At 59.3% G+C, this 20,773-nt stretch carries 18 protein-coding genes; 12 read left to right on the forward strand and 6 right to left on the reverse strand.

The genetic code is table 11. The features are described 5' to 3' along the window. Window positions 1-506: 506 nt before the first annotated feature. Complete coding sequence (locus ACTHUY_RS09650; RefSeq protein ID WP_441655108.1) at window positions 507-716, reverse strand: CsbD family protein; 210 nt, start codon at window positions 714-716, stop codon at window positions 507-509. A 408-nt stretch (window positions 717-1,124) separates the two neighbouring features. Here ACTHUY_RS09650 and pheS point away from each other — a divergent pair, with 408 nt between their 5' ends. From pheS to ACTHUY_RS09675, 5 genes are read left to right on the forward strand one after another with little or no spacing between them, the layout of a single operon-like run. After that, complete coding sequence (gene pheS / locus ACTHUY_RS09655; RefSeq protein WP_441655109.1) at window positions 1,125-2,207, forward strand: phenylalanine--tRNA ligase subunit alpha; 1,083 nt, start codon at window positions 1,125-1,127, stop codon at window positions 2,205-2,207. Between the two features lies 1 nt (window position 2,208). After that, window positions 2,209-4,773, forward strand: a complete 2,565-nt coding sequence (pheT, locus tag ACTHUY_RS09660) for a phenylalanine--tRNA ligase subunit beta (protein ID WP_441675906.1) — start codon at window positions 2,209-2,211, stop codon at window positions 4,771-4,773. Then, window positions 4,770-5,510, forward strand: a complete 741-nt coding sequence (locus tag ACTHUY_RS09665; RefSeq protein WP_441655111.1) for a glutamine amidotransferase-related protein — start codon at window positions 4,770-4,772, stop codon at window positions 5,508-5,510. The genes pheT and ACTHUY_RS09665 overlap by 4 nt, the downstream gene beginning before the upstream one ends. Then, complete coding sequence (locus ACTHUY_RS09670; RefSeq protein ID WP_441655112.1) at window positions 5,491-6,645, forward strand: glutamate--cysteine ligase; 1,155 nt, start codon at window positions 5,491-5,493, stop codon at window positions 6,643-6,645. Before ACTHUY_RS09665 ends, ACTHUY_RS09670 begins: the two co-directional genes overlap by 20 nt. Continuing rightward, complete coding sequence (locus ACTHUY_RS09675) at window positions 6,642-7,403, forward strand: SDR family NAD(P)-dependent oxidoreductase (RefSeq protein WP_441655113.1); 762 nt, start codon at window positions 6,642-6,644, stop codon at window positions 7,401-7,403. The genes ACTHUY_RS09670 and ACTHUY_RS09675 overlap by 4 nt, the downstream gene beginning before the upstream one ends. Window positions 7,404-7,610: 207 nt before the next feature. Here ACTHUY_RS09675 and ACTHUY_RS09680 read toward each other — a convergent pair whose 3' ends face one another. From ACTHUY_RS09680 to ACTHUY_RS09690, 3 genes are all read right to left on the reverse strand, one after another. Then, window positions 7,611-8,147 (reverse strand): YbaK/EbsC family protein, encoded by a 537-nt coding sequence (locus tag ACTHUY_RS09680; RefSeq protein ID WP_441655114.1) that lies wholly within the window; start codon window positions 8,145-8,147, stop codon window positions 7,611-7,613. Beyond that, entirely contained in the window at window positions 8,144-9,640 is a 1,497-nt protein-coding gene (locus ACTHUY_RS09685) for a hemolysin family protein (protein ID WP_441655115.1), read from the reverse strand. Before ACTHUY_RS09685 ends, ACTHUY_RS09680 begins: the two co-directional genes overlap by 4 nt. A 475-nt stretch (window positions 9,641-10,115) precedes the next feature. Then, on the reverse strand, window positions 10,116-11,069 hold the full coding sequence (locus ACTHUY_RS09690) for a quinone oxidoreductase family protein (RefSeq protein ID WP_441655116.1): 954 nt from the start codon (window positions 11,067-11,069) through the stop codon (window positions 10,116-10,118). A gap of 56 nt (window positions 11,070-11,125) precedes the next feature. Between ACTHUY_RS09690 and ACTHUY_RS09695 the strand changes: the two genes are divergently transcribed. The 7 genes from ACTHUY_RS09695 (at window position 11,126) to ACTHUY_RS09725 (ending at window position 17,873) form a co-directional block, all read left to right on the forward strand. After that, window positions 11,126-11,581: a carboxymuconolactone decarboxylase family protein gene (locus ACTHUY_RS09695; protein ID WP_126703467.1), complete on the forward strand. Its 456-nt coding sequence runs from the start codon at window positions 11,126-11,128 to the stop codon at window positions 11,579-11,581. A gap of 321 nt (window positions 11,582-11,902) precedes the next feature. After that, complete coding sequence (gene argC / locus ACTHUY_RS09700) at window positions 11,903-12,943, forward strand: N-acetyl-gamma-glutamyl-phosphate reductase (RefSeq protein ID WP_441655117.1); 1,041 nt, start codon at window positions 11,903-11,905, stop codon at window positions 12,941-12,943. Beyond that, window positions 12,940-14,097 carry a bifunctional glutamate N-acetyltransferase/amino-acid acetyltransferase ArgJ gene (gene argJ, locus ACTHUY_RS09705; RefSeq protein WP_441655118.1) on the forward strand — a complete coding sequence of 386 codons (1,158 nt, stop codon included), beginning with the start codon at window positions 12,940-12,942 and terminating at the stop codon, window positions 14,095-14,097. The genes argC and argJ overlap by 4 nt, the downstream gene beginning before the upstream one ends. After that, window positions 14,094-14,993: an acetylglutamate kinase gene (gene argB, locus ACTHUY_RS09710; RefSeq protein WP_441655119.1), complete on the forward strand. Its 900-nt coding sequence runs from the start codon at window positions 14,094-14,096 to the stop codon at window positions 14,991-14,993. The genes argJ and argB overlap by 4 nt, the downstream gene beginning before the upstream one ends. Next, on the forward strand, window positions 14,990-16,120 hold the full coding sequence (locus ACTHUY_RS09715) for an acetylornithine transaminase (RefSeq protein ID WP_441655120.1): 1,131 nt from the start codon (window positions 14,990-14,992) through the stop codon (window positions 16,118-16,120). Before argB ends, ACTHUY_RS09715 begins: the two co-directional genes overlap by 4 nt. After that, window positions 16,117-16,635 (forward strand): arginine repressor, encoded by a 519-nt coding sequence (locus tag ACTHUY_RS09720; RefSeq protein WP_441655121.1) that lies wholly within the window; start codon window positions 16,117-16,119, stop codon window positions 16,633-16,635. The genes ACTHUY_RS09715 and ACTHUY_RS09720 overlap by 4 nt, the downstream gene beginning before the upstream one ends. Then, window positions 16,632-17,873, forward strand: coding sequence for an argininosuccinate synthase (locus ACTHUY_RS09725; RefSeq protein ID WP_441655122.1), 1,242 nt, complete (start codon window positions 16,632-16,634; stop codon window positions 17,871-17,873). The genes ACTHUY_RS09720 and ACTHUY_RS09725 overlap by 4 nt, the downstream gene beginning before the upstream one ends. 460 nt (window positions 17,874-18,333) lie before the next feature. Here ACTHUY_RS09725 and ACTHUY_RS09730 read toward each other — a convergent pair whose 3' ends face one another. After that, the gene (locus ACTHUY_RS09730; RefSeq protein WP_126703461.1) at window positions 18,334-18,834 is read right to left on the reverse strand and encodes a hypothetical protein; all 501 of its coding nucleotides are present in this window, start codon (window positions 18,832-18,834) and stop codon (window positions 18,334-18,336) included. A gap of 448 nt (window positions 18,835-19,282) precedes the next feature. After that, a complete protein-coding gene (locus ACTHUY_RS09735) occupies window positions 19,283-19,759 on the reverse strand; it encodes a hypothetical protein (protein WP_441655124.1) in 477 nt (158 codons plus the stop codon). Between the last annotated feature and the right edge of the window lie 1,014 nt (window positions 19,760-20,773).

The raw sequence follows: 20,773 nt of genomic DNA on the forward strand, positions 1-20,773 counted from the left end.
GTGGAACAATGCTCGTGCGGCTACGTGAGCAGATGATCCGGGGGAGAAGATGAGCGGTATCGAACGCCAAGCCGCCGGATCTGTTAGTAGTTGGCGTCGACAGTGAAGGCTCGGGCTTCGCCAACGATCTCGGGCAGACGAACCCGGCTGATCTGAAAAACTTGAGGGCGACCACCCTCGGGAATGATGAGCGAGACTCTGGGGCAACTACCTTGCTCGGGCCTGACTGACTCTCGCTACGTGACCAGTAAGTGGAAGTTACAGAACGACGGGTACGTGTCCGCCCTGTGTAATAAAGGGTTCTGTAAAGGGTTCTGTAAAGGGTTCCGTAATGGGTTCCGTTCCAAAAAGGGTTCCGCCTTCCTTACTGCACAAACCTATTTGCTTGGTAAACGCTTCCATTCGACAGCCTTGGCTCCGAGAATGGTTATGCCCGCCGGGAAGGCGGGCATAACCATAAACCGTTAAGTCGGTTTCCGTTTGGCCTTGGAATCGGCGCTTACCGGTTAGTCCTTCTTGAAGGTGCCCTTGATCTTGTCGCCAGCTTCCTGGGCGAAGTCCTTCACGGACTCGCCAACATTCTTAGCCTTGGCGCTGAGCTGCTCGCCCTTACCCTCGGCCTCAAGATCTTCGTTGTCGGTAGCCTTACCGAAGCCCTCCTTCATTTTGCCGCTGGCGTTCTCAAACTCGTTATTGGCCTTGTCATCAATACCCATGACAGATCCTTTCGATAGTTATGACGTACTGTCTCTGACAAACTTATTGTGGTCCACATCTCAAGCCCTCGCATCATATTACGCCAAGGGAAAAAGGCCTCTGACCTGCGCAAACCCTGGGAAAGTGCTTCATCAGGGTTCGGGCTGAAAGTTCACGGAGCTATCCTCACTAGTTCCTGTCCTCACTGGTGTCTGTCGCGATGATGTGTAGCGTGGTTCGCACAGGCGGACGGAAATGATGTTCGCAGGCGACTTCGGAACCGCGGCTACCAAACCGTCTCACGGCGGGAATGGTTCACGCGGTTTCGTAGCTATCCCTAGCGTGCTCCTTTCCACATCGTGTTCCGATAACAGGACGGGCGCCCGGGTTCGTTAGGATAGGGGAAGGTTTCCAAGAGAAAGGCCGATATGTCTCAAGCACCGGGATTGGACCCGCGCGACGAAGCAGGAGTGGGCGCCGCAGTAGAAGCGGCACAGGCAGCATTTAGTGTCTCCACCACTTTTGACGAACTGAAGACCGCTCGGCTCGCCCACAGCGGCGACAACGCCCCCATTACCCTCGCCAACCAGCAGATCAAGGGCCTCGATAAGGCCGACAAGCCCGTCGCCGGCAAGATCATGGGAATGGCGCGCAAGAACATCCAGGCCGCGCTCGCGGAAGCGACTGAACGGCTTGAAGCTGAGGCCGCGGAACGGATCCTTGTGGAGGAGACCGTTGACGTGACGGTCCCGACGAGGCGTGCACCGCTCGGAGCTCGGCACCCGCTGCCCGTTCTGCTTGAAGACATTTCTGATTTCTTCGTTGCCATGGGCTGGGACATTGCGGAGGGGCCCGAAGTCGAGCACGAATGGTTCAACTTCGATTCATTGAACTTCGGGCCGGACCACCCGGCGAGGCAGATGCAGGACACGTTCTACGTCGACGGTGTCGACGACGGTGGCGAGGTTGATCGCCAGGACGGCCTCGTCCTACGTACTCACACCTCTCCCGTTCAGGCCCACGAGATGCTAGAGCGGGGAGCTCCGATCTATGTTTGCGTTCCCGGTAAGACCTTTCGCACCGATGCTCTTGACGCGACCCACACCCCGGTTTTCCATCAGGTCGAGGGTCTCGCGGTCGATAAGGGGCTGACCATGGCACACCTGAAGGGCACCCTGGACCGTCTTGCCAAGCACCTGTTTGGTCCCGACGCGAAGGCACGTCTGCGCCCCTCCTTCTTCCCGTTCACCGAGCCGTCCGCCGAGCTCGACATTTGGTTCCCCCAAAAGAAGGGCGGCGCCGGCTGGATCGAATGGGGTGGCTGCGGCATGGTCAACCCCAATGTGCTCGCCTCGGCAGGTATTGACCCGAACGAATATTCCGGCTTCGCATTCGGCATGGGAGTGGAGCGTGCACTCATGCTCCGCCACGGCATCGCCGACATGCGTGACATCGTCGAAGGAGACGTGCGTTTCTCCGCACAGTTCTCAACTAATGGAAGGAGCATCTGACATGCCACTCATCCCGATCGACTGGCTCTCCGCCCACGTTGAGACCCCCGAAAACCTGACCGCCGAACAGCTTGCCGCCGACCTCGTCAAGGTTGGCCTCGAAGAAGAAGAGATCCACCGCGGTGAGGTGACCGGGCCGATTGTTGTCGGCAAGGTCCTCACGCTCGCCAAAGAAGAGCAGAAGAACGGCAAACTCATCAACTACTGCCGCGTTGACGTCGGTGAGCACAACGACGCTCCCGGCGAAGGCAAGGAACCCGCCGAGATGGCCTCCCGCGGCATTATCTGCGGCGCCCACAACTTCGACGTAGGCGACTACGTCGTCGTGAGCCTCCCGGGTGCGGAACTACCCGGCGGCTTCGCTATCTCCGCACGCAAGACCTACGGCCACATTTCCGACGGCATGATTTGCTCGTCGAAGGAACTCGGCCTCGGTGACGATCACGACGGCATCATCGTTCTCGCCAAGGCAAGCGATGATGCTGCGATCGCCAGCATCCCCGCGCCTGGCGAGGACGCCATGGGCTACCTCGGCCTGGACCGCGAAACCCTCGAGATCAACGTGACCCCGGACCGCGGCTACTGCTTCTCCATGCGTGGCGTTGCCCGCGAGTTCTCGCACTCCACCGGAGCGAACTTCACCGACTTCGGTCTGCCCGAGAATCTTGAGAATCCGCTCCCTGAGCCCCGCGGCGATGAGAATGTCCGCGTTGACGACGTTGCTCCGATCAACGGCAACGTCGGATGCGACCGCTTCGTCACCCGCGTCGTCCGCGGCATCGACCCGACCGCGAAGAGCCCGAAGTGGATGACGGACCGCCTGACGGAAGCCGGGATGCGGCCCATCTCGCTTGCCGTAGACGTGACGAACTACGTCATGCTGGACCTCGGTCAGCCCCTCCACGCCTACGACATGGACAAGATGGCTCTGCCGATCGTAGTTCGCCGTGCCAAGGACGGCGAGAAGCTGACCACCCTCGACGATGTTGAGAGGACACTTCACTCGGAGGATCTCCTTATCACTGACACGGAGGGGCAGCGGATCCTCGGTCTTGCCGGCGTTATGGGTGGCGAATCCACCGAGATCAGCGACTCGACCGTGAACGTCCTCATCGAGGCCGCGCACTTCGACTCCATCTCCATTGCCCGCACGTCACGCCGTCATCGCCTCCCGTCGGAAGCTTCCAAGCGTTTCGAGCGCGGGGTTGACACGCAGATCGCTCCCGTTGCGGCCCAGAAGGTCGTCGACCTGCTCGTTGAGTATGGTGGCGGCACGGCTGGGGAAGAGGTCACCGACCTCGACAACACCGTTCCCTACCCGGCCATCACCTTCGACCCGGCCGAAGTCACCAGGCTTACGGGCCTCACCCCGGACAGCGCAGAGGTGACTCGCATCCTCCAGCAGATCGGCTGCGAGGTGACCGGTGAATTCCCGCTCGAGGTGCAGCCGCCCACGTGGCGTCCCGACCTCGTTGGTCCCGCCCACCTCGTGGAAGAGATCGCACGGCTCATTGGTTACGACGAGATCGAGTCGCTCGTTCCCGCCTCCCCGGCAGGACGCGGCCTGACCGACAGGCAGCGCCGTCGCCGCGACATGATGAGGACCCTGGTCGAGATGGGGTGGACGGAAGTGCTCTCCTATCCGTTCGTGTCGTCCAAGACCCACGATCTCCAAGAGATCCCCGCGGGCGACGAGAGGCGCGTTGCTCTCCGCCTGCGCAACCCGCTCCAGGACGATGTTTCCCTTATGCGCACCTCGATTCTCGACACGCTACTGAACACGGCGGCCCTCAACGTTGCCCGTCAGAACGCCGGCACCGCAGTCGTCGAGGCGGGCGTCGTGACGAACCCGAAGGGCATCGCATCCCAGGCACCGCTTCCCGGTGGCGCCCGTCCCTCGGATGTGGAGCTTGCCGGGCTGAATGCCGCGATCCCGAACCAGCCGTACCGCATTGCAGGCGTTGCCGTTCCCCAGGTGCACACCGGACGCGCTGGTCTGAACGCCGTCACCTGGGATTGGCGCGACGCCATCGAGGCCGTGCAGTCTCTCGCTCGTATCCTCGGGCTGAAGACCACGGTTCATGCAGAGTCCCGTGCACCGTTCCACCCGGGACGCTGCGCCCGGATCGAGGCGAACGGCACCGTCATTGGCTATGCGGGCGAACTTGCCCCGAAGGTATGCGAACGCTTCGATCTTCCGGGACGCTCCATCGCCTTCGAGGTCGATGCGGACGTGATGGATGAGGTGCGCGGCCATGAGCCGATCGCCGTCAAGGCCGTTGAGACGCACCCGGCTGCGAAGGAAGACATCGCCCTTGTCGTGGCCGATGATGTTACGTCGGCTGCCGTTGAGGCAATCATTCGTGAGGCCGGCGGTGACATCCTTGAGGACGTCACCCTGTTCGACATCTACACGGGAAGTCAGCTGGAGGAAGGGACGAAGTCCCTCGCCTATGCCCTTGTCTTCCGTAGCGATCACACGCTGACGGCGGAAGAGACGGCGGCGGCACGTAAGCGGATCGTCAAGCAGGCCGGCAAGGCCCTCGGGGCAACCCTCCGAGCGTGAAACCCTTCCTGTTCCTCGTATGTCGCCCGGGTGGCACGGTAGCCGATCGTGAACTGTCGGATATTCGTGCCTTCGGGCGGCTTCGAGAGCGCGACCTAGACGTCGTTCATCTCGACAAGCCGGGGCCCCGGCCCGTCCTTGACGACTACAGCGGAGTCATGATCTCGGGATCGCCGTACAACATCATGACGGCGCCCGAGGCAAAGCCGCCAACGCAGGTCATGACGGAAGAGGCCCTCACCTATATTTGCGACGAGATCCTCGAGCGGGACTTCCCGACCCTCGGCCTCTGCTTTGGCATGCAGATGCTGTCGCAACGCGCCGGTGGCACGCTCACCAGGGACTTTCCGGAGATCATTTCCGCCCCCTATATTTCCCTGACGGACGAGGGGAAAGCCGATCCGCTCCTGCGCGGAATTAGCGACCCATTCCGGGCCTATACGGGACATAACGAGGCAGTCGGTGTTGCGCCAGCAAATGCGACGGTCATTGCCTACTCCGATCTTGCTCCGATCCAGATGATCCGGTTCGGCAAAAACATGTACGGCACCCAGTTTCATCCAGAGGTTGGTCTGGAAAGCATCCAGATCCGCATAGAGTTCTATCGCGGGGCCTATTTTCCCCTAACCAGCACAAACAGGTCCTCGAGGAGTGCCTGTCCGCATACACTGACCACACTATTGTTTCCAGGTTCGTCGACACGTATCGGAGCTAATCATGGATTTCGCGAAGTCTGAGCAGTCCACCGTCGGTATCGAGTGGGAGCTCCAGCTCATCGATCAAGATTCGAACGATCTGCGGCAGGCCGCCGCCTACGTCATGGAGCAGCTGAAAGACCAGAAGTTCATTCAGGCCGAGATGCTCCTCAACACCGTCGAAGTGACCTCTGGAGTGCACCACACCATCGCCGGCTGCATTGAGGACATACGTGTTGGTGCCGAAGCGGTCCGCGAAGTGACAGACCCGCTTCGCATCGATATTGCCAGTGCCGGTTCCCATCCGTTTGCGAACCCCGCCTACCAGCGGGTGACGGACTCCGACAGATATGCGGAACTCGTGAACCGCACCCAGTACTGGGGCCGGCAAATGCTCCTGTTCGGAACGCACGTCCACGTCGGCATCGACCGCCGTGAGAAGGTCCTCCCGATCATCCGCGCGATGCTGACCCGCGGTTTCCACATTCAGGCGCTGTCCTCCTCGTCCCCGTACTGGGCTGGTGAGCACACCCAGTACGCCTCAAACCGGGCCATGGTTTTCCAGCAGCTACCAACATCTGGAACGCCCCGCCAGTTTGAACAGTGGCATGAGCTGGAGCAGTATACGAGCGACCTGAAGAAAACTGGCGTGATCGAGCACTTCAACGAGGTCCGTTGGGACATTCGCCCGAGCCCGGGGTGGGGGACAATCGAGACCCGCGTGTGCGACGCCAACACCAACATCTATGAGCTCCAAGCCATTGCCGCTCTCATTCACTGCATGGTTGACCACTTCTCGACGGAGTGGGACGAGGGGCGGGAACTGCCCTGGATTCCCGACTGGTACGTTGCCGAAAATAAGTGGCGGGCCAGCAGGTACGGCATGGATGCGATTCTTATTGTCGACCGGGATGGCAATGAGGAGCACGTCTTGGACACCGTCAAGCGGATGGTGCGGCGCCTCGAACCGACGGCAGAGAAGCTTGGTTGCCTGGAAGAGCTGTCGGGAATCAACGACATTCTGGAAATCGGTGCCGCCTACCAGCGGTTCATTGAAGTAGCTAAACGTAATGATGGCTCGCTTGACGCCGTCGTGGAACACATGAGGTCGGAAATGAAAGCGGACAAGCCGCTCCCGTCCGCCTTCACATCACCAGAGAGGCAGGGACCCCGTTGAGGATCCTTATCACCGGATCATCCCGCGGCATCGGCCGCCACATCGCAACCGCACTCGCAGACGAGGGACGCACCCTTCATTTGCATGCACGCGCGATCGAGTCGTTGACCGAGACCGCACGAGCATGCCAGGACAGGGGAGCGGACGTCGTCCTCCACGCGGCCGACCTGTCCACCATCGAGGGCGCCGAAGACCTTGCTGAAGCAGTCGGCGAGCTGGACATGCTGGTCAACAACGCGGGTGTCTCCGGAACCGAATTGCTGCCCTGGGAAATCACGGCCGAAGAGTTTGCCACAACGATTCGCACGAACGTGTGCGCCCCGTTCGTCCTGTCCTCCGCAGCCGCTCGTAGCATGCTGGATCGGGGCGGCTACATCGTCGACCTGTCTTCTGGCGCCGCCGTCACTGACCGGGCCGATTCGGCCGACTACTGGGCGTCCAAGACGGCTCTCATGCGTCTCGGTGGTTCCTTCCACGAGGCGGGGCACTCCCGCGGGCTCAAGGTCTACGAGGTTGCCCCCGGCGTTGTCGAAACCGACATGACGCACTCGATGAACATGCACGATGGTCGCACGGATTGGACGGATCCTGCCGAGATCTCCGGGATCATCGCCGCTATCTCCCAGGGCGAGCTCGACGGCCTTGCGGGCACCCACATTCGTGCCGGACGGGATTCCCTCGATGATCTGCGAGCACGCTCCGCCAGGGGCGTCCGCCCCACCGAACGCAAACTCCGCCTGACCGAATGGGAAGGCTGAAAGACCAGTCCATCGGTGGTGCTCTTTGAGAGCTCTTGTGCCAGCGTGACGTGACAGGAGCAAAGCAGAAGCCCGGTCCAACTCGTGATTTCGAGCGAACCGGGCTTCTGCTTACCTGACGTATGGCAGTTGTGTTTCCGATGTCAGTCCGATTTCCTACCGGATTCTGGGCTTCAAGGTTGTCGCCCGAATGGTGACGCGGTGCTGTTATGCCTCAACGGCGAGGCCCTCGACGACCTCGGTGTTCGGGAACAGGGCAAGGACCGAGCCGGGCAGGCTGATCTTGGAAGACCGCAGGCCGGAGCCGATGATTGCGGTCGCACCAAGGACTTGGGTATCGAGCCAGATCGGCCACTGGCCAAGTCCGATTGGGGTGATTCCGCCGTGTGCCATGTCGGTACGTTCTACTGCCTCGTCCATCGGCATGAACGAGCACTTTCGCACATCCAGCTTCTTCTTGACGGCGTGGTTGACGTCAGCGCGAGTGGTGGCCCGGATGCAGCAGGCGGCAACCTTCTCGACGCCGCTGCGCTTACCCGAGACAACCACGCAGTTGACCGAGTCGAACAGGTCCGTGCCCCAAAGCGAGGTCATCGCCTCGGTGTCAGCATGCTCGGGGTCGATCTCGGCAACGAGAATCTGCTTCGCCTCGTCAGGATGCTGCGCGGTGAAGGCACGCAGTGCCTCGGCAACGGGCTCTGCGACGAGATTCAGGTTATCGAGGACCGGTTTCCACGCTGTCACTTCTCGTTACCTTCAGTATTCTCGGTGTTCTCAACGGTCGAAGCAGCATCGCCCTTGCTCGAAGCGGCATTGCCATTGCTCGCGGTGACTTCGTCACCGCGTGTTGCGGTGTCGGCCCCGGAGCTGTCGCCAATGACATGTTCGGTTTCTTCTGCCTCACCGGGTGCGGGCACCGTGGTCTTGCGGAGCTGGATGGCGGTGATGCGGTTGTGTTCGATCGTGGCGACTTCCAGTTCGTAACGGATGGAGGTGGAGTTATCCTCCGTGTCCTCCGTCATGTCGTGATCGATCGGGACGATGTCGCCGGGCTTTGCCAGGCGCCCCATGTGGGACAGCATCCATCCGGCAATCGTTTCGTAGGGACCTTCGGGTAGGACAATGCCGGAGCGGTCCGCGAAGTCCTCGAGAGAAGTCTGTCCGTCGAACATCTTCGACTCGTGCAGCTTCATTTCTTCCCGGTACTGCTCCTGGTCGTACTCGTCCCAGATCTCGCCAACGAGTTCCTCAATGAGGTCCTCAAGAGTAACGAGCCCGTCGGTGCCACCGTATTCGTCAATGACGACTGCAATGTGATGGGAAGAGGAACGCATGTGGTTCATGACCGGCATGATCGTCGACGTACCGGGCACCATGAGGACATCGCGGATAATCGAATCAAGCGGAGCTTCTGCCGATAGTTCGTAGCGTGCCTCGTAGAGGTCGCGAATGTGGAAAAAGCCAATAACGTCATCAATCTCTTCGCGGTACACGAGGTAACGAGAGTACGGATGCTCGGCAACCACGGCGATAGCTTCACCCAGCGTGGAGTCGTTGCGGATAGCAACGATGTCGCGGCGGTGCTTCATGACCTCGCGGATCAGGGTGTTGGAGGCCTGGAAGACATCCTCCACCATGTCCCTCTCCGCCATGTCGAACCCCTCGTGGGAGACAACAATGTCGCGAACCTCCTCGTCCGACATGGATGAGCCGTTATCTTCGGGGTTGATCCCGATGAGACGCAGGATAGCGCTGGACGATACGTCAACAATCCAGATCACCGGCTTCAAAATAACGGCGAACTTCGACAGGGGAGGACCCAGGATCTTCGAGGCGCCCTCGTTCCGTGCGAGCGCGATGCGCTTGGGAACGAGCTCACCAAGAACGAGAGACAGGTAGGACACGATCAGGGTCATGAGGACCAGGGCAACCGGACCCGACAGCGACTCGGAAATACCAATGTCCTCGAGCCAGGGCTCGATCTGTGGGGCAATGGTGGAGGCGCCAAACGCGGAGGAGAAGAACCCTGCAAAGGTCACGCCGATCTGAACGGCGGAAAGGAAAGTGCCCGAGTCGCGGGCGAGCACTGCTACCTTCTCGCCGGACTTCGATTCCTTCTCCATGCGGCGGAGCTGGCTCTCGCGTAACGAAACCAGTGCCATCTCCGACGCGGCAAAAATGCCGCCGATGATGACAAAAACGAACACCATGATGATGTTCACGGCAAGGCCGTTCATGATCCGACCACCTCACCATTGAGCGCACTGAAGCGGGGTAAGGCGGTCAAGGTACTAGGGGGCTCCTTAAGAGCAGATTTATCCACACGACCATACTAGAGGGATATGCGTGTCCTTGAGAATCAGGGTGCCTCACTTCATAACCCATGCCACAGGCAAAGAAGAACCATGCACGCTAGCCCCGTGACCACGGGTTTCGTCCAAGACCGGCGACTTTTTGGCGACTTAAAGCCCATGTAATCCGCGCTGAATCCACCAAGCCAAAGAGAATCGGGCAGTGCCAAAGACCGTCTGCAACGCCGTCCGACTCCCCAGGCGAGTTCCGTGTGTTCACTCAGAGCAGTAACCGGACCTGGGAGTCACGCCCAGACCCGGGGTATCTGAGGCAAGCGAAAGCTTGGCGAGCCGGGCGCTGAGTGGTTCCAGGACCCTCCGTCCTCAGTTGTTATTCGACTCTGCGCAGTTATCCGAGCGGCTAGCTGACCTTGAGAAGTGTCTTCCCGATCGATTCACCGGACTCGATGTGCCTGTGGGCGTCACCGGCATTCTCAAGATCGAAGATCTTCCCGATCAGGATGTCGAGATGACCGGCGGCGGCACGTTCCGTCAGTTCGCTCCACCTCCAGTCCTTCTCGTGGCCCAGATAGTCACGCAAGGTCGGTCGGGTGACAAACAGGCTTCCGAGGGCGTTGAGTCGCTGCAGGTCAAAGGGCGGTACCTGTCCGGACGCCCCACCGAAGAGGCACATGAGTCCGCGCTCCCGCAGGCAGGTGATCGTGTGATCAAACGAGTCCTTGCCAATGCCGTCATAGACCACATCAACGTCACCGACAAGCTGCTCCACTCGCTCCTTGATTGTTGCCCAATCATCCACAACAAGCGTGTGGGTAGCTTCGGAGAAGGCGAGCTTATCCTCCGAACCGACGGTTCCCACGGTGACGGCACCCTCGGCGGCCGCCAACTGAGCGGCGATCCTGCCGACCCCGCCTGCGGCCCCCGTCAGCAGCACCTTTGTTCCGGTGGATACCGGGAAGACAGAGCGGATGAGGTAGTGGGCCGTCATGCCCTGCAAAGGCAGAGCAGCAGCCACGTCCATGCGGACATGGTCTGGGACGTAGAGCGCCGCGGACGCCGGAATGACGATCTTCTCGGCGTAGGAGCCAAGCACATTGGTCCAGGCAACCCGGGTGCCGTCCCACCAGCCCTCAACGTCGTCGCCGCGACCAATGACCCGCCCGGATCCTTCCTGACCTGGGATGAACGGAAGGTCCATGGGGTAGGTGCCGGAGCGCTGATAGGTGTCAATAAAATTCAGTCCAGCATAGTCGACCTCGACGAGGAGTTCGTCCGGCCCGGGCACGGGATCGGGGGTCTCAACCCACTCCAGAACCTCCGGCCCGCCGGCCCGGCTGGTCTTGATAGCAAACATGACGTCCTCCTTTTCGTCCTAGACTAGAGCCAAATCACACATAACGGGAGGTAAGAATGGAAAAGCCCGGGAGGCTCTACATCGACAGGCAGCATCCACTGGCCTATCGATCGGCCCTCGAATTCGTCGACACGGTGAAGAAAATAGCCGACGAGGCGGGGCTGGGACGCGACCTCGTTGAGCTCATTAACGTTCGCTGCTCCCAGATCAACAGGTGCCCGAGTTGCCTGAAAGCACACGTACCTCAGCTCGTCCGCGCAGGCATCGATGCCACCAAGATTGCCGTTATTCCGGCATGGCGGGATGTTGCCCTCTTCAGCGCCGAGGAGCGTGCCGTGTTGGAGATGGCGGAGCTGGCCACCGAACTCCCGCAGGCCCGGGATGCCGATGCTCGCTACGACGAGATCGCCTCCGTCCTCACGCCAGACCAGGTGTCCGCAGCCGCCTGGATCGCCGTCGCCATCAACGCCTTCAACCGGATCTCGATCCTCTCCGGCCACCCCGTCAGGTAGAACAAGGTCGGCCGCCGGCCGATAGCGACCAGCGCGATGACAGCCATTCCGCGTGGGCTAGGAGAGCGCCCCCGAGATCGTGACCAGGCACGACACCGCGATGAGCGGGCTCGTTGAGTGCCGATATACAGAAAACAAGTGAATTTCCCCTGTCGAATACTATGTGCAATTGGGTAAGGTTACAGGTAGCCGACAATGATGCGGAACATGAAGATTCCGCTAAAGATACGAGATTTCCAGTGCAATCTGCGTTACGGCAACGTTGCCTGGCTCACAACTTCGCAAGTTGATCGAGATACAAGAGTGCGTATACTTATGCACATGACTAGGGTATCTGTCGCCGGCGCATCCGGCTATGCAGGGGGAGAGGCGCTCCGCCTCCTCGTGTCGCACCCCGAGCTGGAGATTGGGACGCTCGCCGCCCATTCTTCCCGGGGGCCTATCGGTGGGGTTCATCCGCACCTGCGATCCATTGCTGACCGGCAGCTCGTTGCTATCGAGGCGCAGTCCCTGGCCGATTCCGATGTTGTGATTCTTGGGCTTCCGCACGGCGCGTCGGCTGCGATCTCTGCCGAGATTCTCGCGATCAACCCCGATATTCGGATCATTGATCTCGGTGCTGACCACCGTCTCGAAAACGAGGCCGACTGGGCGGCTTACTACGGGGGAGAGATGGCAGAGCCGTGGGCTTACGCCATGCCCGAACTGATTCGCAATGGGACGACCCAGCGGGAACTCCTTGCCGATGCAAAGCTTATTGCCTCGCCCGGCTGCAACGCCTCGTCGGTAACCTTTGCTGCCCAGCCCGCCGTGAGCGCAGGCATTGCCGGCGGCGAAGGCATTGTTGCCGTGCTTGCCGTTGGCTACTCGGGTGCCGGTAAGGCGCCGAAGCCCCACCTCATTGCCTCCGAGGCGCTCGGTAGCCTTGCGCCCTATGGCGTGGGTGGCACCCACCGTCACATCCCCGAGATCATGCAGAACCTCCGGCACGCCGGCGGGACGCTCGACAAACTGTCGTTCACGCCCGTTCTCGCTCCCGTCTCGCGCGGCATTCTCGCCACCGTTTCGATTCCCGTTGCTTCGGGAACGACGCAGTCTGACGTTCAGGACGCATACCGTTCGGCTTACGATGGTGAGCCGTTCGTTCAGTTCATGGACTCCGTCCCAACAACGGCGATGACAACGGGCGCCAACACGGCGCTTGTCCACGCTGTTCTCGATCGTGACGAGGAGCGACTCACCGCCATCTGCGCACTCGACAACCTGGTCAAGGGAACCGCGGGCGCCGCCATCCAGTCCCTCAACCTTTCTCTCGGCATTCCCGAGGAGACCGGCCTGACCACGATTGGAGTCGTACCATGATCACCTATCCAAAGGGCTTTAGGGCCTCCGGTGTGACTGCCGGGCTCAAGGAGTCCGGTAAGGCAGACCTTGCTCTTGTGGTCAACGTCGGGCCGCTCGATGTTGCCGCCGGTGTCTTCACGACCAACCGTATTGTTGCCTGGCCGGTCGTGTGGACCAAGGACGTTGTCTCAGACGGGAAGATGAGAGCCGTTGTTCTCAACTCGGGCAACGCCAACGTCGCAACCCCGGGCGGTATGGCGGTCACGGAAGCCACCGCCCAGCAGGTTGCCAAGGTCCTCTCGATCGATGCGTCTGAGGTTGGTGTCTGCTCGACCGGTGTCATTGGTACGAAGCTTTCCGCGGAACCGCTTGTGGCGGGTGTCGATGTGGCCGCCGGTGCAATGTCGACTTCCGGTGGCCACGATGCTGCTCGCGCAATCATGACAACTGATACTCGCCCCAAGGAAGCAACCTTTGAGGCCGGTGGTTACCGGATCGGTGGCATGGCAAAGGGCGCCGGCATGATCGCCCCCGGCATGGCAACCATGCTGTGCGTGATCACAACCGATGCCGTGATCGATGCCGAGACTGCTCATGAGGCGCTTGCCTCGTCGAGCGATAAGACGTTTAACCGGATCGACGTTGATGGCTGTATGTCGACCAACGACACGGTCCTGCTGCTTGCCAGCGGCGCTTCGGGGGTCACTCCCGATGCTCAAGACTTTGCTGACGGGGTCCGTAGGGTCTGCCAGGATCTTGCCCGGCAAATGATTGGTGACGCCGAGGGAGCGAGCCACGATGTTGCCGTGCGGGTGACCAACGCAGCCTCCGAAGTGGGAGCTCTTGCGGTTGCTCGGGCTATCGCGCAGTCGAACCTATTCAAGTGCGCAATCTTTGGAAACGACCCGAACTGGGGCCGGATCATCTCGGCAGCGGGAACCGTTCCCGAGTCGGTTGCTCCCTTTGAGCCCGCAGATCTCGCCGTTCTTATTAACGGCGTCGCTGTCTGTGAAAACGGTGTTGATACTGGCAGGCGCGACGAGGTCGACATGCAGTCCGATCGCCTTGTCGACATTGAGCTTCGGCTTGGTTCTGGAACCGAGTCGGCAACTGTTCTTACCAACGACCTGACGTACGACTACGTCACGGAGAATTCGGCGTACACGACATGAGCTCATTACTGCAGAGGCTGCGCGCAGCCCAGGATAAGGCCGAGGTTCTCGTCCAGGCCCTCCCGTGGATCCGTGAGTTCGCTGGCCAGACCATCGTCGTCAAGTACGGCGGCAACGCCATGGTGAACGACGAGCTCAAGCAGGCCTTCGTTCACGACATCATGTTTTTCCACCACGTTGGCCTCAAGCCCGTCGTCGTTCACGGCGGCGGCCCCCAGATCAACTCCATGCTGAAACGGCTCGGGATCGAGTCGGAGTTCCGAGGCGGACTGCGCGTGACCACGCCGGAAGCCATGGAAGTTGTCCGCATGGTCCTCGCTGGTCAGGTGCAGCGCGAACTTGTTTCGCTCATCAACCAGGATGCGCCGTACGCGGTCGGCATGTCGGGTGAGGACGCGGGGCTTTTGAAGGGCCGTAAACGGTACATCGACATTGATGGTCAGAAGGTTGACCTCGGCCAGGTGGGCGACGTTCACGAAGTGAACCCCGCCAGCCTGCACGACCTCATCGACAACGGACGCATACCCGTTGTCTCCACGATTGCCATGGATATCGAGGGCGACGGGATCCTCAACGTCAACGCTGATACTGCCGCCGCCGCCATCGCCTCCGCACTTGGCGCGAACAAGCTCCTGATGTTGACCGACGTTGAGGGCCTCTACCTTGACTGGCCGAACAAGGACTCGCTGGTCTCCGAGATCAATGCATCCGAGCTGGCCGAGCTCCTGCCGAAACTTGATGCCGGCATGAAACCAAAGATGGAGGCGGCGCTCCACGCCATCGACGCCGGCGTCCAAGCTGCCCACATTATCGACGGCCGCATGGCCCACTCGATGCTTCTCGAGATATTCACCGATGCGGGAGTTGGAACTCGCGTCACGAAGGATGAAAAATGACAGTCTCCGCATATGAATCCGTCTACGTCAACGCGTTCGGCTCGCCCTCGCTCGTCCTCGAGCGCGGCGAAGGCGTGCACGTGTGGGATGCGAACGGGAAGAAATACCTCGATCTCCTTGCCGGCATTGCCGTCAACGCACTCGGTTACGCCGACGACACGATGACGAAGGCAATCGTTGAGCAGGCGAGCAAGCTCGCGCATGTCTCGAACTTCTTCACGACCCCCGCACAAATCAACCTTGCTCAAAAGCTCGTAGACCTGCTCGAATCCGAGGGCGGTAGGCGCGGACGCGTCTTCCTTTGCAACTCCGGCACGGAAGCCAACGAGGGCGCGATGAAGCTCGCGATGCTTCACAAGCCCGGCGGCAAGATCATTGCCCTTGAAGGCGCCTTCCATGGCAGAACCCTCGGTGCGCTCTCGATCACCCACAAGCCCGCGATCCGCGAGCCCTTCGGCCAGACACCGGGGTGCGACTTTATTGAGCCGAGCGTTACGGCACTGGATGAGCTGGGCGACGACGTTGCGGCCATCTTCCTCGAACCCATCCAGGGTGAGCGTGGCGTTGTTCCCCTCGACCCGGAATTCCTCAAGGCCGCGCGGGCCAAGGCCGACGAGATTGGTGCGCTGCTCGTTCTCGACGAGATCCAGACGGGCGTGGGACGCACCGGCAGGTGGTTCGCCCACACCGGAACCGTCCAGGCCGATGTCGTGACACTAGCCAAGGGCCTCGGTGGTGGCATGCCGATCGGCGCGATCATCGCAACCGGTCCGGCCGAGAATCTCTTCACCCCCGGCAGTCACGGCTCCACCTTTGGTGGCAACCCCGTTGTGGCTGCAGCCTCGCTCGCGGTGCTTAACAAGATTGAGACGCTCCTTGACCACGTGTCGGAAACGGGGGAGTGGCTGATCGCTGAGCTTCAGTCCAAGGGTTTCGCCGTGCGGGGTGCGGGCCTGCTACTTGGAATCGAGGTCGAGGATGCTCCCGGCCTGGTTGGCGAGCTGAGGGAGAGAGGCTACATCGTTAACGCGACGAACGAGAACACGCTCCGTCTCGCACCCCCGCTGATCATCACCCGCGACGATCTGGTTCCCTTCATTAACGACCTTGTCCAGTTGAGAGGATGAGTGTGAAGACTACCCCAACGACTCGCGCCGCACGCCACTCGGTGATCACCGAGATTATTTCCAGCAACCAGATCGCCAGCCAGGAAGCACTCCGGCTGGAACTACTCGAACGCGGCATCGTTGTCACGCAGGCAACGCTCTCCCGCGACCTGGATGATCTGCGGGCAACGAAGGTGCGTTTCCCGGGTGGTCGCCAAGGCTACGTCCTGCCCAATCCCGATGATGTTCCCGACGCGACAATCGCGGCCCGCGACTACCTCGAACGCTGGTGCCGGGACCTGTTGCTCACCGCCCAGGTTGCCTTTAACCAAGTGGTCTTGCGAACCCCGCCCGGTGCGGCGCAGATCCTTGCTGCGTCGGTCGACCGGGCTGTCATTGACGGTGTCCTCGGCTGCATTGCCGGCGACGACACCGTCCTGCTTATCACCAACTCTGGTGAGCGCGCACAGTCGCTTGCCACCTATCTACTAAACATTGCTGAACAAAGACCATCAGAGAAAGAGAAAAACGCATGAGCGAACAGAAGGATCGCGTCGTCCTAGCCTATTCGGGCGGGCTTGACACCTCCGTCGCAATCGGATGGATTGCGGAGCAGACAGGAGCCGAGGTTGTTACCGTCTCGGTCGACGTCGGCCAGGGCGGAGAGGATCTTGAAGTTATCCGCCAGCGAGCAATCGACTGCGGCGCCGTCGAGGCCTACATTGCAGACGCACGCGATGAATTCGCCAACGAATACTGCATGCCGGCACTTGCTGCCAACGGCCTCTACATGGATGCCTACCCGCTGGTTTCCGCGATCTCGCGTCCCACCATCGTCAAGCACCTCGTGACCGCGGCCCGCCGCTTCGGTGCCTCCACCGTTGCCCACGGCTGCACCGGCAAGGGCAACGACCAGGTCCGTTTCGAGGTTGGCATTACCTCGCTCGGCCCGGACCTTAAGTGCCTGTCGCCGGTCCGCGACCTTGCCCTTACCCGCGAATTCGCTATCGAGTACGCAAACAAGCACGATTTGCCGATCGAGACGACGAAAAACAACCCGTTCTCGATTGACCAGAACGTCTGGGGCCGCGCCATTGAGACCGGTTTCCTTGAGGACATCTGGAACGCGCCCACGAAGGACGTCTACCAGTACACGGACGACCCGACATATCCGCCGCTTCCCGACGAGGTCATCATCTCGTTCGACAAGGGCATCCCCGTCGCCATCGACGGACAGAAAGTCACTCCGCTTGAAGCGATCCAGATACTCAACAGGCGTGCTGGCGCCCAGGGCATCGGCCGTATCGACATCGTCGAGGACCGCATGGTTGGCATTAAGTCGCGTGAGATTTATGAAGCTCCCGGCGCGATGACTCTCATTGAGGCACACCGCGAGCTTGAGAACGTCACGCTGGACCGTGAGCAGGCGCGCTTTAAGCGGACCGTTGCTGACCAGTGGACCAACATCGTTTACGAGGGCCAGTGGTTCTCTCCGCTCAAGAAGTCGCTTGACGCCTTCATCGAGTCCACGCAGGAATACGTCTCCGGCGACATCCGCATGACCCTGCACGGTGGCCGCGCCACCGTGACCGGTCGCCGTTCCGACACGTCCCTATACGACTTCAACCTCGCAACCTACGATGCTGGCGATACGTTCGACCAGGCATCGGCCCGTGGCTTCATCGAGATCACCGGCCTGCCGAGCAGGCTCGCAGCAGCCCGCGATGTTTCCTTCGGTAACGGCGAGGATCTTGGAGAGTCCGTCCTCAGCTAATGAGCGTCGACCTGAGAGCAGGCCCCGAGGTCTGATTCCCGATGGGCCGAGACGATGGAATCGCGCTTTGGATGCATCGTGCTCTGAGCGAGCACTGACCGGCGTGAATGAGTCAGATACACACGTGTGAGTCCTGGACAGATCATACTGTCCAGGACTCACCCAATGAAGGGTGCTACTCCTATCCACATAGCCTGAGAATCGTGGGGAGAGGTGCTCCCGGGTGCGATCTGGCTGTTGTCCGGCCCGTACTTTTCACGTAACGAAAAGCCATGGTGCAAGAGATTCGCCCTAATAATTGCGATGCTCAGAATGGATTTTGGCCGATTGCACCTGCAGTTATCATTGCCTTCATCGTGTCATGAAGGTTTGATGCCGTATATGAATGGAATAGTCGGATCACGTTTTGCGGCTCCTCCTGCTGGCATTCTCATACCGCTACATCTTTGGGACGTCGAGGTCAGGACTGCTCGGGTGTCGTGGGGTTAACGGGTTCTGGAAACTTGTTCCCGCGCTGTCGAACCACCAGGGGTGCAAGTATTCCGTAGATGATGGCAGTGTGGACGAGAGGATGGTAGGCGGCCTTATAGAGCCAACCCTCTAGACCGGGGAAAGGTGGACGACTCATTTCTTCGATGTAATCCGCTGTGATTCCGAAGTAGGCGATGATACCGACGAGGACCACGATGAGTGCAATGGTGCCGGCGCCAGATCCTTCTCGTAGTGAACCGCGGATATCCCAGGTGATGAAGAGCAAAATTATTGCACCGCACGCGGCTAGGCCCATCATCTGAATCACGGGAGTTTCTGGTTCAGTGATCGCGGTCAGCATGTTATTGAGGTCGAAAACAGCACCACTCTCTGTGGCGATACGCTGAAGTTCAAGGAGGCCGATGAGAGAGCTTCCAACAAACGCAACAGCGAGGCCTGCAAGAATTCTAAGGGCAAGTCTCAATGCCATAATGGTTCTTTCAAATGTGGATGGTTGGTTCTTACAAGAAGGCTTTGCACGTCAAGGGGGCGGTTCCTCCTGACACATTGGGGACGTTAAAACGGCACTTGCTGTGAGCGGTTGGAGTTCTCGCGTGGTACAAGGTATTCACCAAGGAAGTATCAGCAGTTTGGGAAGCTATTTCTGTGTATCCGGGATGTGAAAAATAGCTTGTGATTGTCTGATGCCCCATTGCTAAAATCACGTTGACCGACCCGCCAGATAGCGTTGCTAGTTCTCCCGAAAAACGCTCCTGTCCAATCTGTGTGCTGAGATTATTTGCGTACGTGTATGTGTTGCTCTGAGCGTACGCAACGGATGCGAACACAGCAGCGACAAGCACCGTCACGACAAATACTGGAAGCCAAAGGCTACGATGAAGAATTCTGATCGGACGACCTGACTTTGCCAACAATGCTTATTCCCCAATCGGGTAGAAAACAAAGTCAGAATGACCGGACCTTGCCAAGTCGCGTGGAGTCAAATCTGCATTTTGCTCAGGAGTGAGCGCTACGAAATTCTCGGACTCGGTTCCTCGGCTATCGGCTGTCAGTGAGGTCAACTCAACATCCGAGGGAAAGAGATAAGCGACGCGTGAAACAATATTGCCGTCAATATTACTTCTGAGCTTCAGCTTTAATCCCTTTTGATTGAAGTCAGTAAGAGTTCCACACGTTGATCCTGCGACTTCGTAGCCGCCAGGAATGTACATAACAAGGCAAACTTGAGACCTTTCAGAGAGCGTCACCCAGTAACGTGCGACAGAATCACTCCCGAGACTTCTTGATTCAGCCTGCGCCGCAATCCCTAGCTCCTCAGGCTTGACCTCTGCTGGGAAGGCATCATTCGTACTGGCGGCACTCTGAAACATGGGGAGCAAATTCTCGGGTGTCATGGTTGAGTCGTTAGACGCGGAAACTGATCCTGCAACACCCGCGAACACAAGCGCCGAACAGGCTGCCATTGAGGCCGCGATCCGTAGATTAAACATGGTGTTCCCTTCGATGTTGTGGGTTAATGGGTTGTATTGCAGGTCAGCTTGAGGCTTCCGTTATTTCCGCTTGCCCAGGGTAAGTTCCAAAAGCAATACTGGGTAGCACTTGTGGCCCTCTTGTGGGACATGTTTGCCCACTGTCCACCCTCGCCCGATCCTACAAACTGGTACCCGGGGTAGGAGATATAGGTTTCAATTCAATATAGACCGCAGTACCAAACCCGTCTGCGGAGAATGGCTCTACTTCGACCCTTCCACCCGAAATTTCAGGACGGATCCCCGACGATCGAGACTGCAACTCGTCCGTCGGGGTGTTGTAGGCATAAAAGTAGTGTGAAGTTTGAGCCGAACTTACTCCGCCGAAAACAAAAAATGCCGTCGCAACTATAAATATCAGTAGGGCCCTAGTGCGGGCTCGATGTCCACTTAATAGGTATTGCAACCAACTCACACTCCTTTGTCCTACGTTTAATGTGACCTACATTTCACACGACGATAACTGTTTTAAAGTTGATGGTCAATGAATGATGCAAAGTTGTAATAATAGGTGCTTCTATGTGTCAAAGTGGAAATGTAAGATTCTGAGAATATTTCTTCAATTCGATTAGTTCTGGACGTATCTCTAATCCTAGGCCTTACTAAAGCGGAAATGTGTCATCCATGGCGTTAATTCCTGGAACTTCGTGGAGAGATGTATGAATCGGCACAGAAGTGAAAGAATCATCATTTTTTGCACGCTGAATGTCTGACTGAGGTTGCGCGGAGGGTAATTGATCGGTGAATACGCGTTACATCCGTGTCCGTAGAGAGAAGGCTAAGGGGCAGTAGTTGGGCAGAGGGATTGTTGTAAACGTGCCCTTCGGGTCAGCGGACTGTCCCTCGATTTGAGCCTCGAAGTGCTAAACCGACGTAGTT

This window comes from Flaviflexus sp. (genome assembly GCF_052087705.1).
In the GTDB taxonomy this organism is placed as follows: Bacteria; Actinomycetota; Actinomycetes; order Actinomycetales; family Actinomycetaceae; genus Flaviflexus; species Flaviflexus ciconiae.